General features: G+C 64.5%; 11 protein-coding genes. 3 read left to right on the forward strand and 8 right to left on the reverse strand.

The window, feature by feature from the left end; translation table 11 throughout:
• Position 1: 1 nt before the first annotated feature.
• Together oadA and JYP50_RS09230 are read right to left on the reverse strand one after the other, a co-directional pair.
• Positions 2-1,804 carry a sodium-extruding oxaloacetate decarboxylase subunit alpha gene (gene oadA, locus JYP50_RS09225; RefSeq protein ID WP_206560218.1) on the reverse strand — a complete coding sequence of 601 codons (1,803 nt, stop codon included), beginning with the start codon at positions 1,802-1,804 and terminating at the stop codon, positions 2-4.
• 52 nt (positions 1,805-1,856) lie between these two features.
• Complete coding sequence (locus JYP50_RS09230; RefSeq protein WP_206560219.1) at positions 1,857-2,102, reverse strand: OadG family protein; 246 nt, start codon at positions 2,100-2,102, stop codon at positions 1,857-1,859.
• A 163-nt stretch (positions 2,103-2,265) separates the two neighbouring features.
• Here JYP50_RS09230 and JYP50_RS09235 point away from each other — a divergent pair, with 163 nt between their 5' ends.
• Positions 2,266-3,228 carry a tRNA dihydrouridine synthase gene (locus tag JYP50_RS09235; protein WP_206560220.1) on the forward strand — a complete coding sequence of 321 codons (963 nt, stop codon included), beginning with the start codon at positions 2,266-2,268 and terminating at the stop codon, positions 3,226-3,228.
• A 27-nt stretch (positions 3,229-3,255) separates the two neighbouring features.
• Here the strand turns inward: JYP50_RS09235 and JYP50_RS09240 are convergent, their stop codons facing one another.
• Entirely contained in the window at positions 3,256-4,011 is a 756-nt protein-coding gene (locus JYP50_RS09240; RefSeq protein ID WP_206560221.1) for an SDR family NAD(P)-dependent oxidoreductase, read from the reverse strand.
• 201 nt (positions 4,012-4,212) lie between these two features.
• Between JYP50_RS09240 and JYP50_RS09245 the strand changes: the two genes are divergently transcribed.
• The gene (locus JYP50_RS09245) at positions 4,213-5,286 is read left to right on the forward strand and encodes an AI-2E family transporter (RefSeq protein ID WP_206560222.1); all 1,074 of its coding nucleotides are present in this window, start codon (positions 4,213-4,215) and stop codon (positions 5,284-5,286) included.
• Positions 5,287-5,353: 67 nt separating this feature from the next.
• Here JYP50_RS09245 and JYP50_RS09250 read toward each other — a convergent pair whose 3' ends face one another.
• The 3 genes from JYP50_RS09250 to JYP50_RS09260 all read right to left on the reverse strand — a co-directional run bounded on the left by JYP50_RS09250 (position 5,354) and on the right by JYP50_RS09260 (position 11,624).
• A complete protein-coding gene (locus JYP50_RS09250; protein WP_206560223.1) occupies positions 5,354-7,804 on the reverse strand; it encodes a TonB-dependent receptor in 2,451 nt (816 codons plus the stop codon).
• Between the two features lie 90 nt (positions 7,805-7,894).
• Positions 7,895-10,024, reverse strand: coding sequence for a PQQ-dependent dehydrogenase, methanol/ethanol family (locus tag JYP50_RS09255; protein WP_206560224.1), 2,130 nt, complete (start codon positions 10,022-10,024; stop codon positions 7,895-7,897).
• A 67-nt stretch (positions 10,025-10,091) separates the two neighbouring features.
• Positions 10,092-11,624, reverse strand: a complete 1,533-nt coding sequence (locus JYP50_RS09260; RefSeq protein WP_206560225.1) for an arylsulfatase — start codon at positions 11,622-11,624, stop codon at positions 10,092-10,094.
• A 235-nt stretch (positions 11,625-11,859) separates the two neighbouring features.
• Between JYP50_RS09260 and JYP50_RS09265 the strand changes: the two genes are divergently transcribed.
• The gene (locus JYP50_RS09265; RefSeq protein WP_206560226.1) at positions 11,860-12,804 is read left to right on the forward strand and encodes a LysR family transcriptional regulator; all 945 of its coding nucleotides are present in this window, start codon (positions 11,860-11,862) and stop codon (positions 12,802-12,804) included.
• Positions 12,805-12,825: 21 nt separating this feature from the next.
• Here the strand turns inward: JYP50_RS09265 and JYP50_RS09270 are convergent, their stop codons facing one another.
• Positions 12,826-13,245 carry a hypothetical protein gene (locus tag JYP50_RS09270; protein ID WP_206560227.1) on the reverse strand — a complete coding sequence of 140 codons (420 nt, stop codon included), beginning with the start codon at positions 13,243-13,245 and terminating at the stop codon, positions 12,826-12,828.
• 12 nt (positions 13,246-13,257) lie between these two features.
• Entirely contained in the window at positions 13,258-14,913 is a 1,656-nt protein-coding gene (locus JYP50_RS09275) for an amidohydrolase family protein (protein ID WP_241262997.1), read from the reverse strand.
• Positions 14,914-14,988 lie beyond the last annotated feature (75 nt).

A 14,988-nucleotide genomic window follows, 5' to 3' on the forward strand; every position in this document is an offset into this window, starting at 1 on the left:
CCTATCCCAGTTTCACCAGGGTGTCGCCCGTCTTCACCGCGTCGCCCGTCTTCACCGACACCTCGGTCACCGCGCCGTCGCGCGGCGCACGCACCTCGGTCTCCATTTTCATCGCCTCGAGCACCAGCACCACGTCGCCCGCGGATACCCGGTCGCCCACGGCGACATTGACGCGCACGATATTGCCCGCCAGGGGCGACGACAAGGGCTCGCCGCCGCCGGTGGGCGCCGGCGCACTGGCCACGGGAGCCGGCGCCGCGGCCGCGCCCTGCACCGACGAGACCTCGCCACCCTCGGCCACCTCGACCACATAGCTCTGGCCATTGACGGTGACGGTGTAGACTTCCGGCCCGCCAGCACTTGCGGCGGCGGGCGCGGGAGCCGCCGGGGTTTCGGGCTCGGTGCCGGGGACCGGCTCGAAGGCCTCGGGGTTGCCGCGGTTTTCCAGGAACTTCAGCCCCACCTGGGGGAACAGGGCGTAGGTGAGCACATCGTCCACCTCGCCCTCGCCGTCGGTGAGGGCGACACTCTTCTCACGCGCCAGGCTGCGCAATTCCTCGGTCAGCTTGTCGAGTTCCGGGTCGAGCAGGTCCGCCGGGCGGCAGGTAATTGGCTCGGCCCCCTCCAGCACGCGCTGCTGGAGGGCGACATTCACCGCCGCGGGAGTGGCGCCGTATTCGCCCTTGAGGACACCCGCGGTCTCCCGGGAAATGGATTTGTAGCGCTCCCCGGTGAGTACATTGAGCACCGCCTGGGTGCCCACGATCTGGGAGGTGGGCGTAACCAGTGGAATGTAGCCCAGGTCCTCGCGCACCCGGGGAATCTCCTCCAGCACCTCGTCCAGGCGGTCCGCCGCGCCCTGTTCGCGCAGCTGGTTTTCCATGTTGGTGAGCATGCCCCCGGGCACCTGGGCCACCAGGATGCGCGAGTCCACGCCGCGCAGGGAGCCCTCGAATTTCGCGTACTTTTTGCGCACCTGGCGGAAATAGGCGGCGATGGATTCCAGCTTTTCGATGTCCAGGCCGGTGTCGCGCCCGGTGCCCTGCAACATGGCCACCACGCTCTCGGTGGGCGAGTGACCGTAGGTCATCGACATCGAGGAGATGGAAGTGTCGACATTGTCGATACCCGCCTCCACGCACTTGAGGATGGTGGCCGTGGACAGGCCGGTGGTGGCGTGGCACTGCATGTGAATGGGGATGTCGCAGCTCTGCTTGAGCCGCTTGACCAGCTCGTAGCCGGTGTAGGGCCGCAGCAGGCCCGCCATGTCCTTGATCGCAATGGAATCGGCGCCCATGTCCTCGATGCGCTTGCCCTGCTCCACCCAGCCGTCGATGTCGTGCACCGGGCTCAGGGTGTAGGAGATGGTGCCCTGGGCGTGCTTGCCCACCTGCCGGACCGCCTTCAGCGCCACCTCGATATTGCGCATGTCGTTCATGGCGTCGAACACGCGGAACACGTCGACGCCGTTGTGGGCCGCACGCTCCACGAATTTTTCCACCACGTCGTCGGCATAGTGGCGGTAGCCGAGGATATTCTGCCCCCGAAACAGCATCTGCTGGGGGGTGTTGGGCATGGCCTTCTTGAGCTCGCGGATGCGCTCCCAGGGGTCCTCCCCCAGGTAGCGGATACAGGCGTCGAAGGTGGCCCCGCCCCAGGACTCCAGGGACCAGAAGCCCACGGCGTCGAGCTCCGCGGCGATTGGCAGCATGTCGTCCAGGCGCATGCGGGTGGCGAACAGCGACTGGTGGGCGTCGCGCAGCACCACATCGGTAATACCCAGTGGACGGTTGGATTGTTCCATGGAGGTAGCCTCTATATTGGAGTCGCTGTACAGTCCCGGCGGCAGCCGGCCATCAGCGCCGGGAGCGATAGCGGTGGATTGCGGCGCCGATCACCGCCAACAACTGCGGATCGTCCGCACGCGCGGCGGGGGGCGGTGGCGCGGCCCGGGACGGCTCGGGCTCAGCCTCGGGGAAATAGCGGCCGACAAAGCGCGACATGAGCGTGGTAGCCAGCACCAGCAGGCCCAGGAATACCACCACCGTGCCCATGCCGTACAGCATGAGCTCGACGCCCTGATCAATGATTCCTGCCTGCATTGCGCCTCCCGGCGGTATAAATTCGAGTCGCGTATCTTAAACCGGGAAGCGCCCCCTGTGCCAATGAAGACACCGATGGGTACGCCCCGTGAAACGGTTCCCGGCCACAGCCGGGGCAACGTATAATCCCCGCCCCGATCCCATCACGGTCCCGAAACACGCCATGCGACTGATGCTCGCCCCCATGGAGGGGGTCGTCGACCACACCATGCGAGCGCTGCTCACCTCACTGGGCGGCCTGGACCGCTGCGTGACCGAATTCCTGCGGATCAATGACCGCCTGCTGCCACCGCGGGTCTTCCGCCGCCTGTGCCCGGAGCTGGACAACGGCGGGCGCACCGCCCACGGCGTACCCGTCTACCTCCAGCTACTGGGAGGCCAGCCAGCACCGATGGCGGACAACGCCGCCCGCGCGGCGGAGCTGGGCGCCCCCGGCATCGACCTCAACTTCGGCTGCCCGGCGAAGACCGTGAACCGCTCCGACGGCGGCTCGATCATCCTGCGCGAGCCGCAACGGGTCCACGGCATCGTCGCAGCGGTGCGCTCGGCGGTACCCGGCGCGATACCGGTGACGGTAAAAATCCGCCTGGGCTACGAGGACGCCTCCCTCTTTGAAGACAACGTGCAGGCCATCGCCGCGGCCGGCGCCAGCGAGCTGACCATCCACGCCCGCACCAAGCGCCAGGGCTATCGACCGCCGGCCTACTGGGAGGAGATCGCCAGGGCCCGGCAGAGCCTGTCCATTCCGGTGATCGCCAACGGTGAAATCTGGAGCCTGGAGGACGCCGCGCGCTGCCGCGCGATCAGCGGTTGCAGCGACCTGATGCTGGGGCGCGGCGCCCTGTGCCGGCCGGACCTGCCGCGCCTGGTGGCCGGCGGCGACGCGGCGCCGCAGCCCCTGGCCTGGACCGACATCGTGCCGCTACTGCTGGAATTTTTCGATCTCACCCTCGCGCACTACGACACTCACTGCGTCGGCAACCCCCTGAAACAGTGGCTGGTCTACCTGCGCTGCTACTATCCCCAGGGGGCGCTGCTGTTCGAGCGTATCAAGCGCCAGCGGGAGCCGGGCGCCCTGCGCGAAAGCCTGCTGGCGGAATTGTCGGCCGGGGCGGCGGCGGCCTGAGCGCGCGCCGCTGGCCGGCTCGACGGTTCAGATGGCGGTCTGGCCGCCGTCGATCACCAGCGCGGTGCCGGTGACGAAACGCGCGTCGCCAGAGGCGAGGTAGGCCACCGCGGTGGCGATTTCCTCCGGCTCCGCCATCGCTGGTGTCAACGGGAACATACGCTGGAACAACGCCATGTCGGCGCCCTCCGGCGCCTGCGCGTCCTGTACCAGCGGCGTGTTCACGCCGCCGGGACACACCGCGTTCACCCGCACCCCGCGGGCGGCGTATTCGGCGGCCATGGCCTTGGACAGTTGCAACACCGCCGCCTTGCTGGCGCAGTAGGCGGCGTTGTAGGGCAGGCCGGCAATGGCCGCGGTGGAGGCGATATTGACGATGTTGCCGCCGCTTTCCAGCAGGTGGGGAATGGCCGCGAGGCTGAGCACAAACACCGCGTTGGCATTGACATCCATTACCCGCCGCCAGCGCTCGGGCGTCAGCTCCGCGAAATGGGTGGTGCACACCATGCCGGCGACGTTGCACAGGATATCGAGCTGCCCGAAACGGGCCGCGCAGTCGGCGATGGCGGCCGCGCAGCCCTCGTCGTCGGTCACGTCCAGCACCCGGGTCGCGATGGTCGCCCCGCCAGCGGCCAGCGCGGCGGCCTCGCGCTCCAGGGCCTGCGCATTGATATCACAGGCGTAGATCCGGGCGCCCTCCTCGCTCAGGCGGCGGACGGTGGCCAGGCCGATGCCCGAGGCGGCGCCGGTCACGAAGGCCACCCTGTCTGTAAAGCGCTGCATAGCGTGCTCCTCTCTCGTGTCAGTGACGCCGGGCAGTCTAGCCCCGCCGCCGCCCTGCCGACACACCCGCGCCCGGGAAAAACCGCCACGGCGCTATTAGTTGTACCGGCTAGTTGTACCGGCCGTTGTCACCGCAAAGACCGCCGCGGGTGCTATGCTGGTCACCTTCGGCAAGGTCCGCGAACGGGTGGTACGACAGCAATGACAGATCTCAGGGACACCCTCGTCAGCATCGCGGCACTGGCGGTGATAATCGTGGGGGCGCGCTACGCCTCGCCCCTGTTGGTGCCTTTCCTGCTGTCGCTGTTCCTGGCCATCGTCTGCGGATCGTCCGTCAACCACCTATACGAACGCGGCTGGCCCCACTGGCTGGCGGTGTCGGGCGTGATCGCCCTGGTGGTGGCTCTGCTCGCCGCCCCCTTCCTGATGGTGGGCAGCTCCCTGGCGGAGTTTCGCGAGGCCCTGCCCCAGTATCAGCAGCAGTTCCTGTCGCTGCTCGACAGCGTCACCCAGTGGCTCGCCGCCCACGGCGTCGAGGTCAATGAAAACGCCCTGCAAACCGCGTTCAATCCCGGCCGGGCGGTGGCCTTCTTTGGCGGCTTCGTCGGCGGCGTCGGCGACACCTTCAGCAATGTTTTTATCATTCTGCTGACCGTCGCTTTCCTGCTGGTGGACGCCGGCAGTTTCCCGCGCAAACTCCAGCTCAGCCGACCGGGCCGGCACCAGGAGATTCTCGCCACCCTGCAGGAGCTGGTGCGACAAATGAACGAGTACTTCGTCGCCAAGGCCCTGGTGAGCCTGCTGACCGCGATGCTGATCGGCGCGGGCCTCTATCTGCTCGACGTGCGCTTCATCAGCTTGTGGACACTGCTCGCCTTTTTGCTGAACTTTATTCCGGTGATCGGCTCCATCATCGCGGCAATTCCGGTGGTCGCGCTGTCACTGCTGGAGCTCGACCCCACGCTCACCCTGTTACTGGTGCTGCTGTACGTCTCGGTCAACACCGTGGTCGGCAACATCATCGAGCCCGCCTGGATGGGGCACCGCATGGGGCTGTCCACGCTGGCGGTATTTCTGTCGCTGATTTTCTGGGGCTGGATGTTTGGCCCTGTCGGCACGCTGCTGTCGGTGCCCCTGACCATGGTGCTCCGGTTCATCGCCGAACGCAGCCCCGGCGCGACCTGGGTGGCCGTGCTGCTATCGGCGCCGCCACCCGCGAACACGGGCCAAGAAAGCCCCACCAAACCGGACACAAGCGGCGCCCCCCCCGAATAGGGGTCGGATACCTAAATTGGGGGAGGCACCAAACCAACACCCATAAATAGGTATCCGTCCCTGTTTGTTAAAAGCGATAGAGCGCTTGTAGAGCCAGGGTTCGCGGCCGGTCCAGGAAGCTGTAGTAGGCCATGCCGGTGCCGCCGGTCAGGGCGCCCGCCAGCGGCGCCTCGCCGCCGTAGGTCACCACGTCCTCGTCGCTCAGGTTCTTGCCCAGGAAGGCCACTTCCCAGTCGCCCGCGACGTTGCCCAGCGACACCCGCAGGTTCCACTCCGTGTAGGCGTCCTGCTCACTGCGCGGATCGAGGGTGGGGTTGAACAGGTAATCGTCGCTGAACACCAGATCCACGGTGGTGCGCAGCTCCAGGCTGTCGCCCAGGGGGAACACATAGTCGGCGGTCAGGCTGCCACTGTACTCCGGCGTATACTCCTTGCGCTTGCCGGTGGCGTCGCAGGTCACCCCGTTGGGCTGCACCGCACCCGGATCCAGCACCTGCTGGCCGAAATAGCACTGGTTATTGGGGAAGTCGGTGTACTCGAAATCCAGCCAGGCCACCGAACCCGAGAGGGTCAGGCCCTCCGCCGCGAGCCAGCGTCCATCGAGTTCGACCCCCTTGATCTCGGCCTCCCCCGCGTTGGTCACATTGAAGCCCAGAATGCCGTCGAACTGGCTGGTCTGCAGGTTGGTATACTCGGTGTAGAAGGCCGCCACGTTGAGTTCCGCCGCCGCGCTCAGGCCCATCTTGGCGCCGATCTCGATACTCTCGGCCTCCTCCTCGTCGAATTCGAAGACCCCGACAATATCCCGGGCGCAACTGGGCGGCGTGGCGCTGGTATCGAGGGTACAGGCGTTGACCAGCGCGGGATCCGGGTGGCCGTTGGAGCGGATATCGAAGCCCCCCGCCTTGAAGCCCTCGGTATAGGTGGCGTACACCATGGCCCAGTCGGTGGCGTCCCACTGCACCGTAAACAACGGGGTAAAGGCCTCCTCCTGCCGATCACCCTGGATCTCGTCGTAGGGCTCGATCGCAAAAGCACCGAACAGCGGGTTGAGGCCATAGAACACATTGGGCAGCGCGCCGCCGGGGTCCGTCGCCGGGAAGGCGGTGCCGCCGGCAAAGTGCACCTGCTGCTTGCTGGCTTCCTTGTCCTCCTCGGTGTAGCGGGCGCCGAACACCAGGCGCAACTGGTCGCTGACGTTCCACGTGGCCTGGGCGAACACCGCCCACATGTCGCTTTCCTGGTTGGCGAAGCGCCGGGTGCTGATGCCGCTGAAATTGGGATTCAACAGGCGCAACAGACTGTTGGTGGGCACATTGATGGAGTCCTCGAACTCCAGTTCACTGCTCTGGTAGAACACGCCGGCGATATAGTCCACGGTCTCTCCGCCCGGAGAGGTGATGCGCAGTTCCTGGCTGAACTGCTCGAAGGACTCGTCCTGCAAGGCGTTGAACACCGAGGCGCCGGTGAAATCACAGTCGCAGTCCTGGTCGAATTCATATTCGAGGTAACCGGTGGTGGAGGTCAGGGTATAGTCGCCCAGGGCGTAGTTGATGCCGAGCACGCCGACGTCGACCGTATTGTTGTGGAAGTCACCATTGCCACCACGCCTGCGATTCAAGCGCCCGTCCTCGCCCGCGTAATCCACCGGCGGATCGAGCATCAGCACGTTGTTGGCCAGGCCGACAAAGTTGTCCAGCGCGGTGACATAGTCGATACCGGCGCCGGTGCCGACCAGATCGTCGCGCACGATACTCTGGGTCAACTCCACATTGCGCCCCACATCGTCGAATTCGGCGTGTTCGTACTTGAGATCGATTTCCAGCAGGTCGGTGGGTGTCCAGCGCAACGCGCCGCGGAACACGGTCTCTTCCTCCTGTTTCTCGTCGTCGCCGGTATTGACGTTGGTGAAGGAACCGTCCTGGTCACGGTACATGATGGCAACCCGCCCGGAGAGCGTATCGGTCAGCGGCCCGGAGAGCACCACGCGGTAATCCTGCTGCTTTTCCTCGAACTCGTACAGCGCCGTGACCTGCCCCTCGAACTCATCGCTGGGCTTGGCGGTGATCATGCTCACCGCGCCGGCGATACTGTTCTTGCCAAACAGGATCGGCTGTGGGCCACGCAACACCTCGATACGCTCCATGTCGAACAGCGGCAGGCGCGAAAGCTGGCCCCTGCCGTAGTAGATACCGTCGACATACATGCCCGTGGATTGCTCGAAACCCGGGTTGATACCCGAACTCACCCCGCGAATGGTGATGTTGTTGGAGATGCCGCTCTGGTTCATGGAAAAGTTGGGCACGAAGGTGGTGAGACCCTCCAGGTTGGTGATCTGGGCGTCCTGCATTTTCTCGCCGCTGACGGCGCTCACCGAGATCGGTACGTCCTGTAGGCTTTCCACACGCTTTTGCGCGGTAACAATTACCTCCTCCAGCTGGAGTTGCTGGGCCTGGGCGGTAACGGCAAGCGATGCCACGGCCAGGGCCAATGCGGTCTTCATGGGACGATATGACATGAGATGGACTCCCTCATTTCGCGCTGGTCGCGCATTTTATTATCGGGCGCGGCACCGCAAACAACCCGCGCCCCTCGCATAACAACTGCTTTAGCGCCCCGCTCCGGCCGCGCCGGCATTCGCGGCGCTCTCCAACTTCGCCCGGTGGGCGCGTTCGATCACGTACTGCTGGATGGCATCCGACTGCCGCTTGTCCAGCTCATCGCCAAAGCCGACCATGCCGTTCTGCCAGTGCAGGCCGCCGAGCACGATCGCGTTCCACTGCTCGTGCCGCCGCGGCGTCAAGGCGCGCAGGTCCGGCGTGGCGCCGCCGCTCACCGCGGCATCCCCGTGGCAGTACACGCAATAGGTCAGGTACAGCTGTTTGCCGCGGGCCACCTGGGCCTCGTCGCCGGCAAGGGGCGGCGGATCGAACACCAGCGGCTTGTCGTCCACCGGCGGCAGCTGTTGCTCGCCATCGAGGCTGAACACCAGCAAGCGGCTGCGATTGGGGATGGGGCCCGCGGTGAGGGCGTCGCCGCCCACCAGGGCCAGGGCGCCGCCCCAGCCGGCCACCACCGCCACGTACTGCTTGCCATCCAGGCGATAGGTGACAGGTGGCGCGACGATCCCGGTCTGAGCGTCGAAGGACCACAACTGCCGCCCCGTATCCGCCCGGTAGGCCGCGAAACGGCCCTCCGCGTTGCCCTGGAACAGCAGGTTGCCGGCGGTGGATAGCATGCCGCCGTTCCAGGGGCCGGCGTGTTCGACCTGCCAGCGCGGCTCGGCGGCCACCGGGTCCCAGGCGACGATGGTCCCCTTGATCGTGCCCAATACCGCCGCAAAAACATTGGGGTCGTCCGGTTTGCTGGCGGGCATGTTATCGGTGCCGGTATTCCAGTAACCCTCGCGATAGACGAAGGCCTCGTCGCTGGCGTAGACCCAGGGCACATCCTGCTTGGGGATATAGACCAAGCCGGTTTGCGGGCTATAGCTCATCGGGTGCCAGTTGTGGCCGCCAATGGGTCCCGGCAGCTGCAGGCCGGAGAGGCCCTGCGTATAGCGCGCATCGGGGTTTTCCACTGGCCTGCCGGTGTCCATGTCGATATGGCTGGCCCAGGTTACCGCCGCGTAGGGCTCGGCCGACAGCAACTCGCCGGTGGCCCGGTCGAGTACATAGAAGAAACCGTTCTTGGGGGCCTGCATGATCACCCGGCGCCGCTCGCCATCGATATCGAGATCGGTGAGTATCATGTGCTGGGTGGCGGTGTAATCCCAGGTCTCCCCCGGGGTGGTCTGGTAGTGCCAGACGTAACTGCCGTCGTCGGGGTTCAGCGCCACGATAGAAGACAGATAGAGGTTGTCGCCGCCGTCCGGCGAACGGATCTGCCGGTTCCAGGGCGCGCCGTTGCCCACGCCGACGTACAGCAGGTTGAGCTCCGGGTCGTAGGCCATGGAATCCCACACGGTGCCCCCGCCACCGATCTTCCACCACTCGCCGCCGCCCCAGGTGTCGGCGGCGCGCTCCATCGCCGGTGATTCAAAGCCCTCGGCGGGATCGCCGGGAACCGTGTGAAAACGCCACACCAGCTCGCCACTGCCGGCGGCGTAGGCCGAGACATAGCCGCGCACCCCCAGCTCGCTGCCGCCATTGCCGATGATCACCTTGTCGTCGACGATACGCGGTGCGCCGGTAATGGAATAGGGGCGGTCGCGGTCGGTGGTTTGCACCTCCCAGACCTTTTTCCCGTCGGCGGCATCCAGGGCCAGCAGGCGCCCGTCGAGGGTGCCGAAGTACAGCCGGCCCTCGCGGTAGGCAACGCCCCGATTGACCACGTCGCAGCACAGGTGCACCGCCCAGTCCCGGGGTACCTCGGGGTCGTGGAACCACAGTAATTCACCCGTTTTGGCGTCGTGGGCGAACACCATGCTCCAGGAACCGGTGGTGTAGATCACCCCGTCGATGACCAGGGGCGTGGCTTCCAGGCCGCGACTGGTGGGGTAATCGAAATACCAGTCGAGCCCCAGGCCGGCGACGTTATCCGCGTCGATATCGGCCAGGCTGCTGAAACGACGTTCGGCGGCATCCTCGCCGTGGCGCCGCCATTCGACGTCGGGCGCGGTGGCGGCAACGGCCGCCGTTTCCGGCGACGCGTGCTCCTGCGCGGGGCCTCCGCGTTCGCAGGCAACCAGCAACAGTGAGCCAGCCAGCAAGGCGCCCAACAAAACCCGGTTGTGCATAAGTGAATCCTCGTTTTCTTATCGTTTGTCACGTGCCCGCCGGGTGCGGTCACGCCAGTCTAGCAGCTTAGCGCCACTGCATGTATTTCTCGACCACCTGATCGATGGTAAAACTGGCCGGCCGCTGCCGGGGAGGAAACTCCTCGAAGGTTTCCAGGAAGCGGGTCACGTCCACCACTCCCAGCTTGAGATAGGGCGAGGCCTTGCGCGCCCACCACTCGTTGTAGGTGTTGGAGTGACGGTCGGCCCGCTCGAAGGGGTCCCGGCGCAGGTTGAACAGTTTGGGAATGCGCAGGGGGACGAAGGGCTCCCGCCACACGCCCATCTCCCGGGCGCGCTGTTCGGCGAACACCAGTTTCCAGTCGCCGTGGCGCAGGGATACCAGCTCGCCATCGTCGCTGAAGTAGAAAAATTCATTGCGGGGACTTTGCTCGCTCTCGCCGAGTAAATAGGGCAGGAAATTGTAGCCATCCAGATGGACCTTGAATTCCTTGTCCGCGACCCGATGACCCTTCAGCAGTTTCTGCTTGATCTGTGGTTCTCCCGTGGCCGCCATCAATGTCGGCACCCAATCCAGGTGCGACATCACCGCGTTGGAAATCCGCCCGGCGGGAACCCGGCCCGGCCAGCGCACCATGGCGGGAACCCGGAAGCCGCCTTCCCAGTTGGTGTTCTTCTCGCTGCGGAAGGGAGTGATGCCGGCATCGGGCCAGGTGTTGAAGTGAACGCCGTTATCCGTGGAATAGATAACGATGGTGTTGTCGGCGATACCCAGCTGGTCCAGCCGGTCCAGCAACCGCCCCACCAGCTGGTCGTGGGCGACCATGGCGTCGTTGTAAAAACCCTGCCCCGACAGACCGTCCTCCTCGTCGGTGATATGCGTGTAAAAATGCATGCGCGTGGCGTTGAACCAGACAAAGAAGGGCCTGTCGTCGCCGTGCGCCTGATCCATGAACTTCAGGGCGGCGCCGGCGAACTCCTCGTCGATGGTTTCCATGCGTTTGCGGGTCAGCGGCCCGCTGTCCTCCACCCGGCCATCGGCGTAGCTGCGAATCACCCCCCGGGGGCCGAAACGCTCGTGAAAGCCGGGGCTGTCGGGGTAGTCCGGGTCCTCGGGCTCTTCCTCGGCATTGAGGTGGTAGAGATTGCCGAAGAATTCATCGAAACCGTGGTTGGTGGGCAGGAACTCGTCCTTGTCGCCGAGGTGATTCTTGCCGAACTGGCCAGTGGCGTAGCCCAGTGGCTTGAGCAGTTCCGCCAGGGTTGGGTCTTCCGCCTGCAGGCCGATATCGGCGCCGGGCATACCCACTTTGGTCAGGCCGGTGCGCACCGGATGCTGGCCGGTAATGAAGGCCGAGCGCCCCGCGGTACAGCTTTGCTCGCCGTAGTAGTCGGTGAACATGGTGCCCTCGGCCGCGATGCGATCGATATTGGGCGTGTGATAACCCATCATCCCGTGACTGTAGCGGCTGATGTTGGTGATGCCGATATCGTCGCCCCAGATCACCAGGATATTGGGACGGTCAGTGGCGCGGGCAAGGCCAGGCAGCGCCAGTAATGGCGCAAGCAGCAAGGCTGTCAGTAGGTTGCAAACTCTCATTCCACGTCTCCTTATTGTAATCAAGCCCCCAGGCTGCGGGACCACCACCACCGGGCCCGCCCGACAAGAACCGGCCCGCATCACCCGGCGGCCGCGGCGGGTGGCGAAGATCCCGCCGCCCCGGTATCGATCCTTATGGCGATTGCCATCGGGTCAGCGACGAGAATAGGCAAAACCACCGGCGCTGGAAAATGGTTTAATATCATCCAGCGATAACCAAAAGTAATCGGCAGCCATGAGTACAAGACAAACGATAGAAACGCGGCAATTGCAGCACGTCGCCACGCTGGCGCGCTGCGGCAACTTTCACCGCGCCGCGGAGGCCCTGTTCATCACCCAGCCCGCGCTCACCAAAAGCATCCGCAAGCTGGAGCAGCAACTGGGGGTCGCCCTGTTTGACCGCGACCCGGACCTGGTCAGGCCCACCGAGCACTGCCTGGTGCTGCTGGAACACGGGCGGCGGATCTTCGACGAGCTGGACCAGGTGGGCAACCGCCTGGCGGAATTGTCCGCGCAACCGCTGAGCCGGGTGATGGTGGGTTGCGGCCCGATCATCGGCGGCTGGGGCCTGCAGGAAGCGATTACCCAGATGCACGCCGCCTATCCCGCCGTGCGTTTCTCTATTCAATTTGGCAACGCAGCGGACCTGGCGCAACAATTACGGGCCCGACAGCTGCACGTCATGGTCGCCGATACCGAGGCGCTCGAAGGCGACCTGGACGTGGACATCGCGCCGCTGCCCACCGAGGAATTCGTGTTTACCTGCCGCACCGGACACCCCCTGGCGCGGGCTGGGGTCGTCGAGAGCCCGGACCTGCTGCACTACAAGATGGCCCTGCCCGGCCTGGTCCCCCGCGCCAAGCCCTGGCTGGGCCAGTTCATGCCGGAGGGCTGGCACATTGACGCCTTCGTCGATCAAATCGTGGGGGTGACCAGCGACAACTATCACCTGCTATTGGACTTGCTGGTGACAACGGACTACCTGTCCATCGGACCCCGGTCGGTGTTCCAGCGGCTATTCGACCAGGGGCGCCTGATGCCGCTGGCCAGCGAGGCGGCAGATGCAATCGCCTCGCGCCCGGGCATTGTGCGCCTGCGCGGACGCACCCTGCCGGAGGCGATCACCACCTTCTGTGATGCCCTGCAGGACACTGCCGAGCGACTGGTCACCGGCTCCTGAGCGCCGGCGCCGCGCCCGCGGTCAGACCGGCCCGGCAGACAACCGGCGCCGGTCTTGCAATCGCCAGCAAGCGAGACTTCCCCACAGCCCCACGAAAACACCGAAGACATTGATCGCAATGGCCACTGACCACGCCCACGAGGATAAATAGATACCCATATCACCCCGGAAGCAATTGAGCACGTGATAGGCAATGCCGGTATAGGCGATCAGTAACATGACCGGGGTGTTCAAGAGCAGGTATGCCCGGTGTTTTCCCCGGGCGCCCAGGGCAAGTACCGGCAGCAACAGGCAAAGGCTGGCGATACTGTATTGCGGAGGGCGCCCCTGGATCAGCCCCTCTCCCCCCGCGACGATCAACCAGAGACTGAACAGGTTGTAGCCCACGGCAAGCAGGAGGTAGAACCCCTGTAGCCACAATACCCGCGCCAATTTTGCCATATCCACATGCTCCTATTCGCTGGGCGGGAAGCGCTCTTGCCCTGCCCGGCCGCTTTCAAAAGCCTTGCGTTCGGATACCATGGTTTTGATTTGCGCCCGCAGGACGTCGGCGTCATAGACGATACCGTCCTTGATGGTATAGAGAACACCCCGGCTTGTTTCCCTCTCGCCCGTCTCCAGGTTCAGGCTTTCGTGGCCGCTCGCGTAAAGCACCTTCAGGTTGCTCAAGGGATTTTCATTGACGATAATCAGGTCCGCCTTCTTGCCAATCTGTATGGACCCGGTGTCGTCGGCCATGTCCAACAGTTCCGCACCGTTGAGCGTGGCGGCCTGAATCACCTCCAGCGGGTGAAAACCGGCTTCCTGCAGCAATTCCAGCTCGCGAACATAGCCGAAACCATACAGGCCGTGGATAAAGCCCGAATCGGAACCCGCGGTGACCCGGCCACCGGCGTTTTTGTAGTCATTGACAAAGCTCATCCACAGTTTGTAATTCTCCTTCCAGGCCACTTCGTCCGCCGTGGTCCAGTCGAAGTGAAACGAACCGTGCACATGCGGGTTGGGCAAAAACGCGCGATTGATATAGGGCATGGCGTAGTCATCGAGCCATACCGCCCTGCGGGCCCGCATCAGATCCCGGTTGCTCTCGTAGATCGTAAAGGTCGGGTCGAGGGTGAAATCCAGACCAAGCAATTCATCGATGACGGCCTTCCAGACCTCGGAACCCGGCTTTGCCGCCTGCTTCCACAGCCGTCCCGCCTGGGCGAAGCGGTCCTGTTCGTTGTTGTAGTTGTAGTCGTCGGGATAATCCTGCACCTGCCTGTCGGTGAACATCGCCTCTGGCAGGCCGTACCAGTGCTCCATGCTGTCCAGCCCCATGCGCGCGGAGTCCAGGACATTCATGCGGTTCACGGTGATCTGCGAATGATGGTACATGGTGTGCATTTTCAATTTACGGGATTCAGCGATGGCGGCCTCGATCGCCTCGGGGGCCGCGCCAATGAACTTGATTCCATCCGCGCCTTTTTTCCGCACCGCCCTGACCCACTGCCGCGCCTGCGCGGGTGAACTCATGGTTTCGGGAAACAGGGCATGCACCTTCATGCGCGGCGCGGAGATGACTCCCGCATCGCTGAGTTCCCTGTGTTTCAGCGTCCAATCCAGCCCCATCAGGGCACCCGGCTCGCGGATCGTGGTGATACCGTGGGCCAACCACAGTTTAGTGACATAGTCCGGGGCGGTTAGAGCCCCGTTTTTCACCAGCGCGTGACTCGGCGATCCCAGGTGTGCATGGGCATCGACAAACCCCGGCAATACATATTGGCCGGTGGCGTCGATGACCCGCGTGTCACCGTCATACTGCCCGTCTCCGGGATGAAACGAGCCGGTGCCGCCGCCACGCAGCTCCACGATGCGATCATTTTCGACCACTATAGTGACCGGCCCCTGGACGGGCGCCCCCGTGCCGTCGATCATATTGGCGTTTTTTATCACCAGGCGCCGGTAGGGGCCCGACCGCTCCGCGCCGCTGGGAGGCGCCACTTCCGGCGCCGGAATGCCAAGTTGCGCGACTTGATCAATTACCTCTTCGCCGGGTTCGGGCTGACCGGCTAACACCAGGTGCGGCAGCATCAGGGCGGCAAGAAACCCCTGTCTCAACGTTTTCATATTCATAGTAGACCTCGAAGTAAAAAATCCACGCACGGCGAAGGCGCGAAGCCCCTGCAATCAGCATTGATACCC

The organism is Parahaliea mediterranea (assembly GCF_017255185.1).
In the GTDB taxonomy this organism is placed as follows: domain Bacteria; phylum Pseudomonadota; class Gammaproteobacteria; order Pseudomonadales; family Halieaceae; genus JAFKCZ01.